Raw genomic sequence first — 14,091 nt, forward strand, 5'->3', positions numbered from 1 at the left:
ATATTTATCTATTAGATTTGTTTTGACAAACTATCAAAAAGAAAAAATATTTTCGAACAAATTTATTAAAAATTTTTTAGAAAACGAATCTACAGAAATTTTAAAAAATAAATATAAATTTGCTGAAATTGCATCTTCACTAGCATATTATTTAAAATCGTTTTCCAACATAAATAAATTATTAGATTATATTTCTTTAATTTTTAAACATATTTTTTCTGAGAATATAATTTTAATTATTCCTTTAAATTATGAGGGTGATATATGGAATGAAAATATAAAAATTTCTGTTAATGATAAATATTTAACAATTCAAAAAGAAATCAATAAATTTTTGAATCAATTTCATTTTTCAAAAAATTTTAAAATAAAAGAAATTTTAACTTTTGAAAATGCTTTAAAAAATAATTTTAAAGAATATAAAATTGAAACAAAAAAAATAATATCTAGAGGTAAATGTAGAGGATTTATTTATATTTTTAGCAAAGATATTTATATACAGTCGATTACTGAAGATAGTAATTTTAATTTTATTGAAAATTGTCTAGCTGTTGGATTAGAAAATCACTATTTATTAAAAACAAAGAAAAAGCATGAAAACGTAGATAGAGAAATCTCCACTGGTGCTGAAATTCAATCTCAATTACTTCCGGATTATTGCCCAATTATCCATGGTATAGATTTAGCAGCTCATTGTAGACCAGCTCTTCAGCTCGGAGGGGATTACTATGATTTTATGTGCTTGAAGACGAATATCTCTGAAAAAAGAAAAGAAAAATCAAGATGGGCTTTTGTTATAGGTGATGTCATGGGTAAAGGGATTCCGGCTGGCCTTTTAATGACGATGTTGAGAGGAATGCTACGCGCTGAGGTTCTTACAGGTCTGCCTCCAGATAGAATTTTGCATGATTTGAATCAACTAGCAATAAATGATTTAGATCAATCACATAGATTTGTGACTTTATTTTACTCAGATTATGACCCTAGAACTAGAAAATTGAGATTCGCTAATGCAGCACATAATCCTCCTCTGCTTTGGAAAAGTTCAGATCAGAAAATTATTAAATTAGATGCAGAAGGATTTGTACTTGGACTACAAAAAGATGCAGAATACCAATGTGGTGAAATAAAGCTTAATCAAAATGATTTAGTTCTCTATTACACAGATGGAGTAATAGATACTTCTAATTCCTTAGGGCAAAGATTTGACGAGGAAAGGTTAATTAAAACGCTTACAAAATTTTGCAAGCAATCATATTCATCCCAAGAAATTTTAAATAAAATATTTAAAAAGTTAGATGATTTTACTGGACAAAATAGACACTTGGAAGATGACGCCTCGATGGTTATTTTTCAATTGAAATAGATATTTTTGTCACACACATAAAAAAATGCTTTATTAGAGATACTTAAAGTTAATTATTGATATGGCAAAAGTTTGGAGTAAAAGGTTTGATAATGCACTTGACACTTTTATTGAAAAGTTTAATGCTTCAATATTTTTTGATAGAAAGCTTATTTTAGAAGATTTAGATTGTTCGATTGCTCATGCGAAAATGCTTGGCAAAACAGAAGTATTATCCTCGACTGAAGCTTTACAAATTATAAATGGTTTAGAGTCAATAAAAGTTGACTATTTGGAAGGTAAATTTTCTCCTGGTCCACCTTCAGAAGATATTCACTATTGCATTGAAGAAAAGCTAATCAGTTTAATTGGTGAAACTGGAAAAAAATTACATACAGGTAGAAGTAGAAATGATCAAGTTGGCACAGATTTAAGATTGTGGCTAAGAAAAGAAATTGACAATAATGAAATTCTAATAACCGATTTGCAAAAATCCTTCTTAAATCTCGCGAAATCCAATATTTACACCTTAATTCCTGGATATACTCATATGCAAAGAGCTCAACCATTATCTTTGGCTCATCATTTATTGGCTTATATAGAAATGCTCCAAAGAGACCGCGAAAGGTTTAAAGAAGTACGCTTAAGAGTAAATACTTCGCCGTTAGGAGCTGCAGCATTAGCTGGAACAAAAATAAAAATAGATAGGCACTTTACAGCTGCAGAATTGGGTTTTGAAAAAATTTATAAAAATAGTATTGATGCAGTTAGTGACAGAGATTTTTGTATAGAGTTTGTTTCTGCATCTGCCTTGTTGATGTCGCATTTAAGTAAAATTTCAGAGGAAATAATTTTATGGGTAACTGATGAATTTTCTTTTGCGAAATTAACAGATAAATGTGCAACGGGAAGTAGCTTAATGCCGCAGAAAAAAAATCCTGACGTTCCAGAATTGATAAGAGGTAAGACAGGAAGAGTGTATGGACATCTCCAGGCATTGTTAACGATGGTCAAAGGAGTACCACTTTCATACAATAAGGATTTTCAGGAAGATAAAGAGCCAATATTTGATACTGCAGAAACAATATCGTCTTGTATTAAAGCAATGACTATTTTAATTAATCAGGGTATTGAATTTAATGTTAAAAATCTATCTGATTCTGTAGAAAACGACTTTTCTAATGCTACCGACTTGGCAGATTACTTAGTGGGTAAAGATGTCCCTTTTAGGACCGCCTATCAAGTTGTTGGTGAAATAGTCAAATATTGCCTAGAGAGAAAAATATTATTTAAAAATCTCAAAATTAATGAATTTAAAAAATTTCATCCCAAATTTGATGAGGATGTTTTTCTGGATCTTAAGCCTTTTAATGTCGTTAAATCAAGAAATAGCGAAGGAGGTACAGGTTTTGTTCAGGTAGAAAAAGAGGTTAATAATTGGCAAAAAAAATTGTTACTTTGAATCTAAATTATTTTTCTACAACAAGGGTATACTTTGAAGTAGAATAGTAAAGCAACGATCTGGGACTACTTATTGTAGTTTTTTTATAAGGTAATTTTTCTTTGTTGAGTTTAAAGTGAGTATTTTTGTTGGCAATTTGCCTTTCCGCGCAGAGCGCGAAGATGTTATACAATTATTTGCCCCTTTTGGTGAAGTTTTAAATTGTTCCCTTCCCTTAGAGAGAGATACTGGAAGGAAAAGAGGATTCGCATTTATTGAAATGGCAGATGAAGCGATTGAGTCAACAGCTATTGATGGTTTGCAAGGCAGGGAACTTATGGGCAGACCATTAAGAATTAATAAAGCTGAGCCAAGAAGTTCTGGTGGATCTCGTAGAGGAGGAAGAGGCGGTGGTTATGGTGGAGGTAATAACAGCGGTGGCTATGGCGGTGGCTACGGTGGAGGTAATAACAGCGGTGGCTATGGCGGTGGTTATGGTGGAGGTAATAACAGCGGTGGCTATGGCGGTGGCTACGGTGGTGGCAATAACAGCGGTGGCTATGGCGGTGGCTACGGTGGAGGTAATAACGGATCTAATAGCTCTTACGTTAATAAATCTTCTGGAGCAGAAGGCTGGGAAGACAGAAGTTATGGAAATTCTTCTGAAAACTCTGAATATGAAAATGGTAGGAGCAGGAGAAAGAGGGGAGTGTCCAACGAGAACAATGCTTCAAACGAGACAAATTAGTAACCCATTTCTTTAAGCGCTGTTGTTAATTTAAATAGATATTCAATATTTAATTCTTTTTTTATTGATTTATTTGAAATTTGGTTTCTCCAAATTTTAGCTTTTGGTATACCTTCAACTAAATTTATAAGATGTTTACAAATATCCCAAGATTTTCCTCCATTACTTAAATGTTTTTCTATGTATGGAATTAAGGAGAATATAATATTCGAAGCAGATTTGGGTTTTGTATTAATTCCATAAATCTTTTGATCAATTTCAGACCATCTTAAGGGATGTTTATATATTGACCGTCCTATCATAACTCCATCAAAATCATTTAAGGCTTTTAATGATTCATCTATATTTGTTAAACCCCCATTGATTTCTATTAATAAGCTTGGATTTAAATTTTTCAATTTTTTTACTACATCATAATTTAGTGGAGGTATGGTCCTGTTTTGTTTTGGATTTAGACCTGTTAATATGGCTTTTCTTGCATGAACGGTAAATCTGTCTGCACCAGCATTTGCAACAATTCTCACAAAATTATTCAATTTAACGAAACTATCATCATTGTCTACACCAATTCTGTGTTTGATCGTAACCGGTAAATCGCAATTAAGTTTTAAGGATTCTATACATTTTGCTACTTTTTCAGGGTCTTTCATAAGTGAAGCGCCAAAATTTCCAGAACAGACCCTTGGACTCGGACAACCAACATTAAAGTTTATTTCGTCATAACCCCAATCTTGCGCCATTCGAGCTGCCTCTTTAAGGATTTTAGGATCGTCCCCACCAAACTGAATCGATATCGGATGTTCTTCACCATTAAAATCTAGAAAATTTTCTTTTTTATTCGTATGAACTAAACTTTGGGCCACAATCATTTCTGTATACAACAGAGCTTCAGAACTTATTTTTCTCATTATCATTCTGAAATGTTTATCAGTACAGTCCATCATTGGAGCAATACTTAATTTATGAATATTTTTTATAGAATTATGTTGAATGTAACTCATTATTTTTTTTGATTTAGATATATGAATCAATTTCTATCAAGAAGAATTTTTATTTTAATTCCTACTATGTCAATCTTAAAGATATTCTTTAAACCTATGCAAGTGTTAGCATCTTCACTTGCTTCTAAAGAAGCGTGGAATTTCTCAAGAGATGAATGGAAATCTAGGCTTAGTCCAGAATCTTATTATATTTTAAGGGAAGAAGGGACTGAAAGAGCTTTCAGTAGCCAATTAAATAATGAGAAAAGAAAAGGCATTTTTCACTGTGCAGGTTGCGATTTGCCCCTTTTTTCTTCAGATAAAAAGTTCGATAGTGGTACAGGATGGCCAAGTTTTTGGGATTCAATTCAAGGATCAGTAGAAACTAAAGTTGATTTTAAGTTAATTGTTCCTAGAACCGAATATCATTGCGCTAGATGCGGAGGTCATCAAGGACATGTTTTCAATGACGGGCCACTTCCTACTGGCAAAAGATACTGTAATAATGGATTAGCATTAAGGTTTGTTCCTGACTAAATATTTGTGCGGCCTTCCGCAACTTGTTTTGTGCATCACTTTGTTGGAGAATAGTTTTATTAAATTTTAGAAAAATGATTGAAAATCAATCAGACAATATTGATAATAAAGAAAATGATCTTTCTGATCAGGATAATGCTCTTGAAAATGTATCATCTGCGCAAGAATTAACTACTGAAAATAATGAATTATCTTCTCAAAAAACAGAAGAAATAAATACCGAAGAATTAAAAAATTCTATTTCTAATAATGATGCAAGATTAGAGCAATTAGAAAAAGAGCATGAAACATTAAAAAATCAATATGTAAGGATTTCAGCAGATTTTGATAATTTTAGAAAAAGGCAGTCTAGAGATCAGGATGATTTAAAAATTCAACTTGTTTCAAAGACTTTAACTGCAATACTACCTATTGTTGATAACTTCGAGAGAGCAAGACAACAACTAAAACCTGAAAGTGAAGAAGCTCAATCTCTTCATAGAAGTTATCAAGGATTATATAAACAATTGGTAGAAGTTTTGAAACAACAGGGAGTTTCCCCCATGAGAGTTGTTGGTCAGCAATTTGACCCAAGCTTGCATGAAGCTGTATTAAGAGAGCCTAGTGAAAAGTTTGAAGAAGATTTTATAATTGAAGAATTGCAGCGAGGATATCATCTTGAAGGTAAGGTTTTGAGACATGCTTTGGTAAAAGTTTCTATGGGACCTGGAAAACAAAATTCACAAGAGGAAGTAGAAAAGGATAAAGTTGAAGGGGATATTGATTCAGAGGAAAATACTTCTGAAGATGTATAAATTCCAAATTTTTACTTAAGCATTATCTAATGGCTGATTTCTATCAAATACTTGGAGTTTCAAGAGATGCTGATGCAGATACCTTAAAAAAGGCTTATAGAAAATTAGCAAGACAATACCATCCTGATGTTAATAAAGAACCTGGTGCGGAAGATAAATTTAAAGAAATTGGTAAGGCTTACGAAGCATTAGCTGACCCTGAAACTAGAGCCAGGTATGACCAATTTGGAGAGGCTGGCCTTGGAGGCGCAGCTGGGATGCCTGATATGGGAGACATGGGTGGATTTGCTGATCTATTTGAAACTTTTTTTAATGGATTTGGGGGGCAAAATCCACAGGGTGGAAGAACACAAAGAAGAGGTCCTCAACAAGGAGATGATCTAAGGTATGACCTTAATGTTGAATTTAAAGATGCAATTTTTGGTCAACAAAGAGAAATTAAAATTCCTCATCTGGAAACATGTGAAGTCTGTAGGGGAACGGGTGCAAAACAAGGAACCGGACCCAAAACTTGCTCAACATGTGGTGGAAGTGGACAAGTTAGAAGAGCTACAAGAACACCTTTTGGTAATTTCACACAAGTAGCTGAATGTCCCTCATGTAATGGGGCTGGTCAGATAATTGCAGATCCATGTGTAAATTGCGGCGGTAATGGAGTGAAGCAAGTCAGAAAAAAATTAAGAATTAATATACCTGCAGGAGTTGATACCGGTACTAAATTAAGAGTTTCCGGTGAGGGAAATGTTGGTTTAAAAGGGGGCCCACCTGGAGATCTTTATGTCTTTATAAAGGTTAAGAATGATTCAAAACTTAAAAGAGATGGTGTAACTATTTACTCAGAAATAGCAGTGAGTTATTTACAGGCTATCTTAGGCGACACGGTTAAAATTACTACGGTTGATGGAGAAGTTAATTTAAAAATTCCAAGTGGTACGCAGCCAAATACAACTCTTTCACTTGAGAATAAAGGGGTACCTAGGCTTGGTAATCCAGTTGCGAGAGGAAACCATGAAGTCTTAGTAAAAGTAAAATTACCAACTCGTATAACAGATGGAGAACGAGAGCTTTTGGAGGGTTTAGCTTCTCAATATTCAGATAAAAATATTAATTCCACTAGTGGACTTTTTAGTAAATTATTTGGTAAAGATTCTTAATGACTTCCTTAAAGCATTTGGATCTTAAATCTGTCCCATGTCCTTTAAATGTTGTCAAAATCAAATTGGCTTTGGAGAAGTTATCCAAAAACGAACAACTTATTGTTGAACTAGATAAAGGTGAACCTGAAGAAATGGTATTAAACAACTTAAAAGAGATTGGATGTTTGTTTAAACAAATCAAAGAAAATGAAAAATTTATAAAAATAAAAATATTGAATGAAAACTAACAGTAAATATTTAGGTTTAGTTACAAAAAAATTTAACGATTATTTTTTAGTTGATTTAAAAAATCAAGAAAACTCTTTAAATAGCGAGAAATTTTTATGTAAGGTTAAGAAGTCCATAAATTTCAGGGATCAATTAATTTATGTTGGAGACGAAGTAGCGATTGAAAAAATTGATCTTAAAGGTAAACGCGCAGTAATAACAAGTCTAAAAAAAAGAAAAAATCTTTTAGTTAGACCCTCAGTTGCAAATATTTCTAACATATATGTTACTTTTTCTGTTGAAGAACCAGAGTTAAATTTATCTCAAGTCAATAGGTTTTTGATATCAGCAGAATCAATAGGAGTTGAAGTCTCATTAGTTTTGACAAAGTGTGATTTAATTTCTGATAAAAGAAGATCATATCTACTTGATAAATTTGAGAAATGGGGCTACCAAGTAATAACTTTAAATTTACAGAATTCTGATTGCTTTAAAAATTTATTAGCTGATTTAAAGCAAAAAGAATGTTCAATTTTTATGGGCCCATCAGGAGTTGGCAAAACTACTTTGCTTAATATGATTATTCCAGGTCTTGAAAATAGTACTGCACCAGTTTCCAATAAAATTAAAAGAGGAAAAAATACTACTCGCAATGTTGAGTTATTTTCTATATCGAATCAAAGTTATATTGTGGATACTCCTGGTTTTAATATGCAAACTCTAGAGATTGATATTAAGTTGTTACCAAATCTTTATTCAGAAATACATAAACAGATAGTTGAAGAAGGAATTAAGTGTAAATTTCGTAACTGCTTACATTTAAAAGATGAGGGATGTAATTTAAATAAATCCTTTGAAAGATATTCTTTTTATAAAGAAATGATTGAGTCTTCTAAGAATCACTATTATCAAAACCAGGAAGATTAAGATTTAATCCACCAGTCAAATCATTCATCCTTTCTTTCATAGTTGTAGTTGATAATTCATGAGCTTTTTTGATAGCTTGTAGAATATTTTTCTCTATTTGTTCTTTATTTGAATTAAAGATATTTTCTTGTACTTCTACCTTTAGAGGAAGTTGGTTCCCACTTATCCAAACTTTTATCATTTCATCATCACTTTTGCCTTCAATTTCCATATTTTCAAGTTCATCTTGTAATTTTTGAGCATCTTGCTGAATTTGTTTAGCTTTTTTAAAAGCTTCTGTAAGTTGTCCAAAGTTAGGAAGTCCAAAACCCGCCATTTTGTTAAAACGTTTCTTTAGTAAGGATAGTCAAAACCAATCATTCTTACTTCCGGTTGCAAATAAATCCCTTTGTTTTGTAGTACTTTTTGTTGAATTACTGTTATTAATTCATAAATATCTTTTGAACTTGCTGAAGAAGTGTTAATTATAAAATTTGAATGCATTGTAGAAATTTCAGCACCGCCAATTTTAAATCCCTTTAAACCCATATCATCAATTAATTTTGCTGCATAATTATTCTCAGGATTTTTAAAAACGCTACCAAAACTTGGTAGATGATATGGTTGTGTGTCTGTTTTTAATTTAAGATTATTTTTGGTTGTTTGAATTAATTGTTCTAGATTTCCATTAGGTTCAAAATGTAATCTTGCACTAATAATTGTTAAATCATTTCTTTGAAAAGAGCTAAATCTATATTCAAAATTGATATCTTTTTTTTCAATTTCAAGTATCTTATGAGTTTTATTATTTATAACTTTTACGGAAATAAGATTTTTTGCTAGCGATAAATTACCTGTGCCAGCATTCATATAAATTGCTCCTCCTAATGTTCCTGGAATTCCTACAGCCCATTCCCCTCCTTGTAATCCATTTTTAGCAAGAGAATTAGATAATGTTGGGAGCATTACACCTGCTTCCGCTTCAACAATTCCTGAATATGGCTCTATTTTTAGTGATTTCAATTTTTTTGTACAAACAATTAAGCCTTTTATGAAAATATTATTTATTAAAAGATTTGAACCTGCGCCAATTATTTGACATCTTTGTTTGTTTAAATTAGCCCATTTTATTAGATATGAGAATTCTTCAATGCTTCTTGGCTCAGCAAAATATTCAGCTATTCCACCCACTTTTATAGTTGTATAACTACTTAAATTACAGTTTTCAAAAAAATTTTTTTTATTCATAAATTAGTTATCTAATTTAATTGTTTTTTTCATTTAAAATTGACCAGAGAATATGACAATCACCGGCTCCCATATTCAAAATTAAATCCCCTTTTTGAGTTAATTCGTAAAAATTCTTTGTAACTTCATAATAATTATTTATGTAACTAACATTTTCGTTTTTTTTATAAATCAAATCAGTGATCATTTTCGAAGTAATTTTTTCTTCGTTTCCTTCCCCTGCTCCATAAATACTGGTTACATAAATAACATCTGCCTTTGATAATTCTTCAGCGAATTCTTTAGTAAATTGCTTTACTCGAGAGTATCTATGAGGTTGAAATATAGCTATTAATCTTCTTTGTTGACATTCATTATTATGTTTTTGCTGAATCAATAATCTTCCTAATTTAATCGTCTCTTTTATTTCATTTGGGTGATGTGCATAATCATCATATAAACTTCTTTCATCTATTTGACCTCTGAATTCAAATCTTTTTTTTGGGAGTTTCAGATATTTTATATTTTTCTTAATTTCTATAAAATCTACTCCTATCATTCTTGAAGCTGCTATTGCTGCGGTGATATTAGATAGATTGTGTAACCCTGGAATTGGAATTTTTAAACTACCAATAAGATTTCCATTTTCATAATATTTTCCAATTGTATATCTCGCATTAATTTCAGTCGGAATTATTGCATAAGTTACGTTTTTAGCTGTAGTGTTTGACCACTTAAAATTAGAATAAAAATTATTGCTTGAGGTTTCACAATCAAAATTAAGCAGTAATTTTTTCGAGTTTTTAGCGAAACTATTAAATGAACATATGACTTCACTTAAATTAGAAAAGTGATCGCAATGATCAAAATCAATGTTATTGATTATTCCGATATCAGACTTATATTTGTTAATTGTTCCATCCGATTCATCAACTTCAGCTACTAAGTATTTTGTATTTTCTAAATGACAATTAGAGTTGTAAATAGGAATTATTCCTCCAGTTATTGAAGAAGAATTACGTGTACATAATTCAAGTATTGTAGATAGAAATGTACTGGTTGATGTTTTCCCGTGGCTGCCGGCTACCGCGAATGAAGTATAAGTACGCATTAGCATTGCAAGTATCTCTGAACGATGTTTTATTGATAAATTTTTTTCTCTGCAGTACGAAAATTCTTCATTTTCTGGTTTGATCGCAGAGCTTACAACAAAATTAATCAATTTGTTGGTAAATTTCGAAATCACAAATTCAATATTTTGGCGAACTTGAGAAGAAAAAATTTCTACACCTAATTTTTCCAATTTTTTAGTTTCATCATTTTTAACTAAATCAGATCCTGAAACTGAACAACCTTTTTTAAGTAAACCTATTGCTAATGCTGACATCCCAATACCTCCAATCCCAATAAAATGAAAATGACTTTTCAACAGTAATTTTTTATCCAATGTTTATCTTTTACTTAAATCAAAATAACTTCTAGGTAAAATTTTGCTAATTTTTCTTAAAAAAAAATGTTTTTTTTTCTTGAATTAATACAAAACTAGACTGATTTGCTTAATAAATTAAAAAAACCTTACGTTATTGCACAAAATTCAGTATGATCAGCAACTTAGGTTAATCATTTAGAAATTATTAGTTATGACTTTGCGTGTTGCAATTAACGGCTTTGGCAGAATTGGTCGAAACTTTATGCGTTGTTGGCTTAGTAGAGGGGCTTACACCAATATTGAGGTAGTTGGGATTAATGTTACCTCTGATCCTAAGACTAATGCTCATTTATTGAAATATGACTCAGTCCTTGGTCAACTGGATGGTGTTGATATTCAATACACTGACGATACTTTTGTAATTAATAACAAGACAATTAAATGTTTCTCTGATAGAAACCCTATGAACCTCCCTTGGAAAGAATGGGGTGTAGATTTGGTTATTGAATCTACTGGAGTATTTAATACAGACGTAGGTGCAAGTAAGCACTTAGAGGTAGGAGCAAAAAAAGTAATCTTAACTGCTCCCGGTAAAGGCGATGGTGTTGGTACTTATGTAGTTGGAGTTAATGCTGATACATATAAACATAAAGATTATGATATTTTGAGTAATGCTAGTTGTACAACGAACTGTTTAGCTCCAGTAGTTAAAGTTTTAGACCAAACTTTTGGGATTAATAAAGGTTTGATGACTACAATTCATAGTTATACAGGGGATCAAAGAATTTTAGATAATAGTCATAGAGATCTAAGAAGGGCTAGAGCCGCAGCTACAAACATTGTTCCTACTTCTACAGGAGCTGCAAAAGCAGTAGCTCTGGTATACCCAGAAATGAAAGGCAAATTAACAGGAATTGCAATGAGAGTTCCAACTCCTAATGTTTCAGCAGTAGATTTTGTTTTTGAATCTTCTAAATCTGTCACAGCTGAAGAAGTCAACACTGCTCTCAAGGAAGCATCTTTAGGCTCAATGAAAGGAATTATTAAGTATGGAGATGAACCATTAGTTTCAAGCGATTATGCAGGTACCAATGAATCATCAATTGTAGATAGCGACCTCACTATGTGTATCGGCGACAATCTTGTTAAGGTCCTTGCTTGGTATGACAACGAGTGGGGCTATAGTCAAAGGGTTGTTGATTTAGCAGAGATTGTTGCTAAAAATTGGGAATAATTAAAAGTGCTTGAAAGGTATATTTTTCAATAAATGATTTTTATTTTTATCTTTAAATTCTATTGATGGTTTACCATTAACGAAATAACCAATCTCGTAAATATTTTTATCGAGTTTGCATAAATTATTGGCCCATTTTTTGGGTAAAGAGAATACTAATTCGTAATCTTCACCTCCAAAAAAATAATATTCATCCCATTTATCTCCTTTTGGCCAATTCTTATCTTTGGGCATTTTTTCATAATTCATGATCGCTTTACAGTTGCTAGCTATTGCTAAATCTTGTATAGATTGAAAAAGACCGTCGCTACTATCAGTACACCCTATTCTTCTTATTTTTTTATTGGATCGAGTTTTAATGAGATTTGTGAGAAAAATTGGGTAAACTTTCGGGCGACAAAAATGTTTAATTGACTTACTGATTAATCTTTCATTTAGAGAAAAATTATTATCGAAATTTATTTTATTTTGTATCATAAAGCCTAGCTTGCTAAGGCCATGCATTCCTGTCGTTAAGATAATATCTCCTGCTTTACATGCGTTTCTTCGTAATTCAAGTTCACCTTGAATCCCAAAGGCTGTAATTGAAATGATTTTTTCATTCCCTTTTGAACAATCTCCCCCTAGAATAAGCCCGCCATATTTTTTTAATGCTTTATTTATCCCTTTGTATAATTCTTCAATCCAAATCCACTCAGTTTTAGCAGGTAAAATTAGGCTTATTGTAATACCTATAGTTTTTTTGCTTCCACTTGATAATAAGTCAGAGATGTTGCTAACAACAGCTTTCCAACCAAGGTCTTGAGGACAAATAGAAATTGTATTAAAATGAACATTTTCTACCAAAGAATCAGTATTAACAAGTAAATTTTCATTTTTAGTTTTAATCAAAGCGCAATCATCTGAAACTTGATTTTTAGGCATAAATTTTCCTAGCCTATTAATTAATTCTTTTTCCCCAATATCTTCTAGTATTTCTTTATGCATTTAATTTGAGGTTTTGAATCCCTTCTAAAACATCAATTGAAATTATTGTGTCATCTTTAGTCAGTTCTTCTAATACATCAAATCCATCTACAACGTAACCAAAAGCAGCATTCCTTCCGTCGATTAAATTGCGACCTGCTGGATTTAATTCTGCTTCATATAAGAAAAAGAAAAATTGCGATGAGCCATCATCGACTGCGGTATTCGAATGAGACCATCCTAGAGTTCCAAGTGTTGCAAAAGGTAATGTTGGCGTCTCTGTGTAAAGACCTAGATCTTCAAATGTTTGATTATAAAAAGTATTTTTTTCATTAGGAATTCTAATTTCGAGAGGAACGTGACGTTCCTCGTTTGTCTCAGGATCTACATATCCAATATCTTTACCAGTTGGATCACCTGTTTGCAGTACAAAAAATTCTTCTGCTCTGTTAATAGGTAAATTTTTGTAGAAGTTTTTTGAAGATAAATCTACAAACGCGCCTGCTGTAAGAGGAGCGTTAAATCCATCCACAATAGCCTGCATATCTCCTTTAGAAGTTTTTATATTTACTTTTGCTCTGCCAAGTAATCTTGGTAGGTTATCAAACTCTTCTGGAATTTCGTAAGGAAATTCATTTGGTAGAAAATATTCTTCTAATCCGCCTATTTTATCTAAAGCCTCTCTTCTGGTGGTTACAAATGAGTATTTGTCCTTTGATTTAGACTGATCTAGAAGGTTATCAAAATTTTCTTTGAGCTCTAAAAATGTTTTTTCAGCAATTTTCTTTTTATCGGTTGGTAATTCTTGGATAATTCGATTTTGGTATTTTTTTAGTAAAGATTGACATTTTGTAACAGTTTTCGTAAGAGCTGGCCATCTTCCTCCTCTTACAAGATCACTAGTTTCTTCCAATTTGTGTTGAATTTCTTGTAACTCAACTTGCTTGATAGGGAGTGCATTTCTGAGGATTGCATTAGGGTCTTTCACTGCATTTCCAGTAGGTAAATCAGCTAGTACTTGAATCGGCTTAAAGAGAAAAATCTGAAAAATTGCGATTGATAGAATTAATAAAAGTTTGTTCTGATTTGATAAGAATTTTTGCATAGCACTCTTGCAGGT

15 protein-coding genes are annotated in these 14,091 nt (G+C 31.8%); 9 read left to right on the plus strand and 6 right to left on the minus strand.

Translation table 11 applies throughout. From position 1 onward, the window contains the following. The first annotated feature begins 22 nt into the window (after nt 1-22). The 3 genes from A9601_RS09165 to A9601_RS09175 all read left to right on the plus strand — a co-directional run bounded on the left by A9601_RS09165 (nt 23) and on the right by A9601_RS09175 (nt 3,534). Nucleotides 23-1,366, plus strand: a complete 1,344-nt coding sequence (locus tag A9601_RS09165; protein WP_011817488.1) for a PP2C family protein-serine/threonine phosphatase — start codon at nt 23-25, stop codon at nt 1,364-1,366. A 61-nt stretch (nt 1,367-1,427) separates the two neighbouring features. Further along, the gene (gene argH, locus A9601_RS09170) at nt 1,428-2,807 is read left to right on the plus strand and encodes an argininosuccinate lyase (protein ID WP_011817489.1); all 1,380 of its coding nucleotides are present in this window, start codon (nt 1,428-1,430) and stop codon (nt 2,805-2,807) included. Nucleotides 2,808-2,922: 115 nt separating this feature from the next. Beyond that, a complete protein-coding gene (locus A9601_RS09175) occupies nt 2,923-3,534 on the plus strand; it encodes an RNA recognition motif domain-containing protein (RefSeq protein WP_011817490.1) in 612 nt (203 codons plus the stop codon). Here the strand turns inward: A9601_RS09175 and dusA are convergent. Beyond that, the gene (gene dusA, locus A9601_RS09180) at nt 3,531-4,535 is read right to left on the minus strand and encodes a tRNA dihydrouridine(20/20a) synthase DusA (protein ID WP_011817491.1); all 1,005 of its coding nucleotides are present in this window, start codon (nt 4,533-4,535) and stop codon (nt 3,531-3,533) included. The genes A9601_RS09175 and dusA overlap by 4 nt on opposite strands. 21 nt (nt 4,536-4,556) lie before the next feature. On the opposite strand from dusA, the gene msrB reads away from it, so the two are divergent. The 5 genes from msrB (at nt 4,557) to rsgA (ending at nt 8,136) form a co-directional block, all read left to right on the plus strand. Continuing rightward, nucleotides 4,557-5,051: a peptide-methionine (R)-S-oxide reductase MsrB gene (gene msrB / locus A9601_RS09185; RefSeq protein ID WP_011817492.1), complete on the plus strand. Its 495-nt coding sequence runs from the start codon at nt 4,557-4,559 to the stop codon at nt 5,049-5,051. Between the two features lie 74 nt (nt 5,052-5,125). After that, nucleotides 5,126-5,845 carry a nucleotide exchange factor GrpE gene (gene grpE, locus A9601_RS09190; protein ID WP_011817493.1) on the plus strand — a complete coding sequence of 240 codons (720 nt, stop codon included), beginning with the start codon at nt 5,126-5,128 and terminating at the stop codon, nt 5,843-5,845. A 29-nt stretch (nt 5,846-5,874) separates the two neighbouring features. Then, nucleotides 5,875-6,999 carry a molecular chaperone DnaJ gene (gene dnaJ, locus A9601_RS09195; protein ID WP_011817494.1) on the plus strand — a complete coding sequence of 375 codons (1,125 nt, stop codon included), beginning with the start codon at nt 5,875-5,877 and terminating at the stop codon, nt 6,997-6,999. Further along, nucleotides 6,999-7,229 carry a sulfurtransferase TusA family protein gene (locus A9601_RS09200; RefSeq protein ID WP_011817495.1) on the plus strand — a complete coding sequence of 77 codons (231 nt, stop codon included), beginning with the start codon at nt 6,999-7,001 and terminating at the stop codon, nt 7,227-7,229. Before dnaJ ends, A9601_RS09200 begins: the two co-directional genes overlap by 1 nt. Next, on the plus strand, nt 7,219-8,136 hold the full coding sequence (gene rsgA / locus A9601_RS09205) for a ribosome small subunit-dependent GTPase A (protein WP_011817496.1): 918 nt from the start codon (nt 7,219-7,221) through the stop codon (nt 8,134-8,136). The genes A9601_RS09200 and rsgA overlap by 11 nt, the downstream gene beginning before the upstream one ends. On the opposite strand, the gene A9601_RS09210 is transcribed toward rsgA, so the two are convergent. The 3 genes from A9601_RS09210 to murC are packed head-to-tail and all read right to left on the minus strand — an operon-like array spanning nt 8,102 to nt 10,789. Continuing rightward, nucleotides 8,102-8,452: a YbaB/EbfC family nucleoid-associated protein gene (locus tag A9601_RS09210; RefSeq protein WP_011817497.1), complete on the minus strand. Its 351-nt coding sequence runs from the start codon at nt 8,450-8,452 to the stop codon at nt 8,102-8,104. The two genes, rsgA and A9601_RS09210, sit on opposite strands and share 35 nt — an antisense overlap. Nucleotides 8,453-8,469: 17 nt before the next feature. After that, nucleotides 8,470-9,363 carry a UDP-N-acetylmuramate dehydrogenase gene (gene murB / locus A9601_RS09215; RefSeq protein ID WP_011817498.1) on the minus strand — a complete coding sequence of 298 codons (894 nt, stop codon included), beginning with the start codon at nt 9,361-9,363 and terminating at the stop codon, nt 8,470-8,472. Nucleotides 9,364-9,379: 16 nt separating this feature from the next. Next, entirely contained in the window at nt 9,380-10,789 is a 1,410-nt protein-coding gene (gene murC / locus A9601_RS09220; protein ID WP_041484493.1) for a UDP-N-acetylmuramate--L-alanine ligase, read from the minus strand. Between the two features lie 193 nt (nt 10,790-10,982). Here murC and gap point away from each other — a divergent pair, with 193 nt between their 5' ends. Further along, a complete protein-coding gene (gene gap, locus A9601_RS09225; protein WP_011817500.1) occupies nt 10,983-12,005 on the plus strand; it encodes a type I glyceraldehyde-3-phosphate dehydrogenase in 1,023 nt (340 codons plus the stop codon). Here gap and thiL read toward each other — a convergent pair whose 3' ends face one another. After that, nucleotides 12,006-12,992 carry a thiamine-phosphate kinase gene (gene thiL / locus A9601_RS09230; RefSeq protein WP_011817501.1) on the minus strand — a complete coding sequence of 329 codons (987 nt, stop codon included), beginning with the start codon at nt 12,990-12,992 and terminating at the stop codon, nt 12,006-12,008. Beyond that, nucleotides 12,985-14,076, minus strand: a complete 1,092-nt coding sequence (locus tag A9601_RS09235; RefSeq protein WP_011817502.1) for a peptidylprolyl isomerase — start codon at nt 14,074-14,076, stop codon at nt 12,985-12,987. Before A9601_RS09235 ends, thiL begins: the two co-directional genes overlap by 8 nt. Between the last annotated feature and the right edge of the window lie 15 nt (nt 14,077-14,091).

It is taken from the genome of Prochlorococcus marinus str. AS9601 (assembly GCF_000015645.1).
Classification (GTDB): Bacteria; Cyanobacteriota; Cyanobacteriia; order PCC-6307; family Cyanobiaceae; genus Prochlorococcus_A; species Prochlorococcus_A marinus_O.

Coding starts and splice junctions, on each gene's coding strand:
- grpE (WP_011817493.1), top strand. CDS start 5,126: ATGATTGAAAATCAATCAGACAATATTGATAATAAAGAAAATGATCTT.
- msrB (WP_011817492.1), top strand. CDS start 4,557: ATGAATCAATTTCTATCAAGAAGAATTTTTATTTTAATTCCTACTATG.
- gap (WP_011817500.1), top strand. CDS start 10,983: ATGACTTTGCGTGTTGCAATTAACGGCTTTGGCAGAATTGGTCGAAAC.
- dusA (WP_011817491.1), bottom strand. CDS start 4,535: ATGAGTTACATTCAACATAATTCTATAAAAAATATTCATAAATTAAGT.
- thiL (WP_011817501.1), bottom strand. CDS start 12,992: ATGCATAAAGAAATACTAGAAGATATTGGGGAAAAAGAATTAATTAAT.
- dnaJ (WP_011817494.1), top strand. CDS start 5,875: ATGGCTGATTTCTATCAAATACTTGGAGTTTCAAGAGATGCTGATGCA.
- murB (WP_011817498.1), bottom strand. CDS start 9,363: ATGAATAAAAAAAATTTTTTTGAAAACTGTAATTTAAGTAGTTATACA.
- argH (WP_011817489.1), top strand. CDS start 1,428: ATGGCAAAAGTTTGGAGTAAAAGGTTTGATAATGCACTTGACACTTTT.
- A9601_RS09235 (WP_011817502.1), bottom strand. CDS start 14,076: ATGCAAAAATTCTTATCAAATCAGAACAAACTTTTATTAATTCTATCA.
- A9601_RS09210 (WP_011817497.1), bottom strand. CDS start 8,452: ATGGCGGGTTTTGGACTTCCTAACTTTGGACAACTTACAGAAGCTTTT.
- A9601_RS09200 (WP_011817495.1), top strand. CDS start 6,999: ATGACTTCCTTAAAGCATTTGGATCTTAAATCTGTCCCATGTCCTTTA.
- rsgA (WP_011817496.1), top strand. CDS start 7,219: ATGAAAACTAACAGTAAATATTTAGGTTTAGTTACAAAAAAATTTAAC.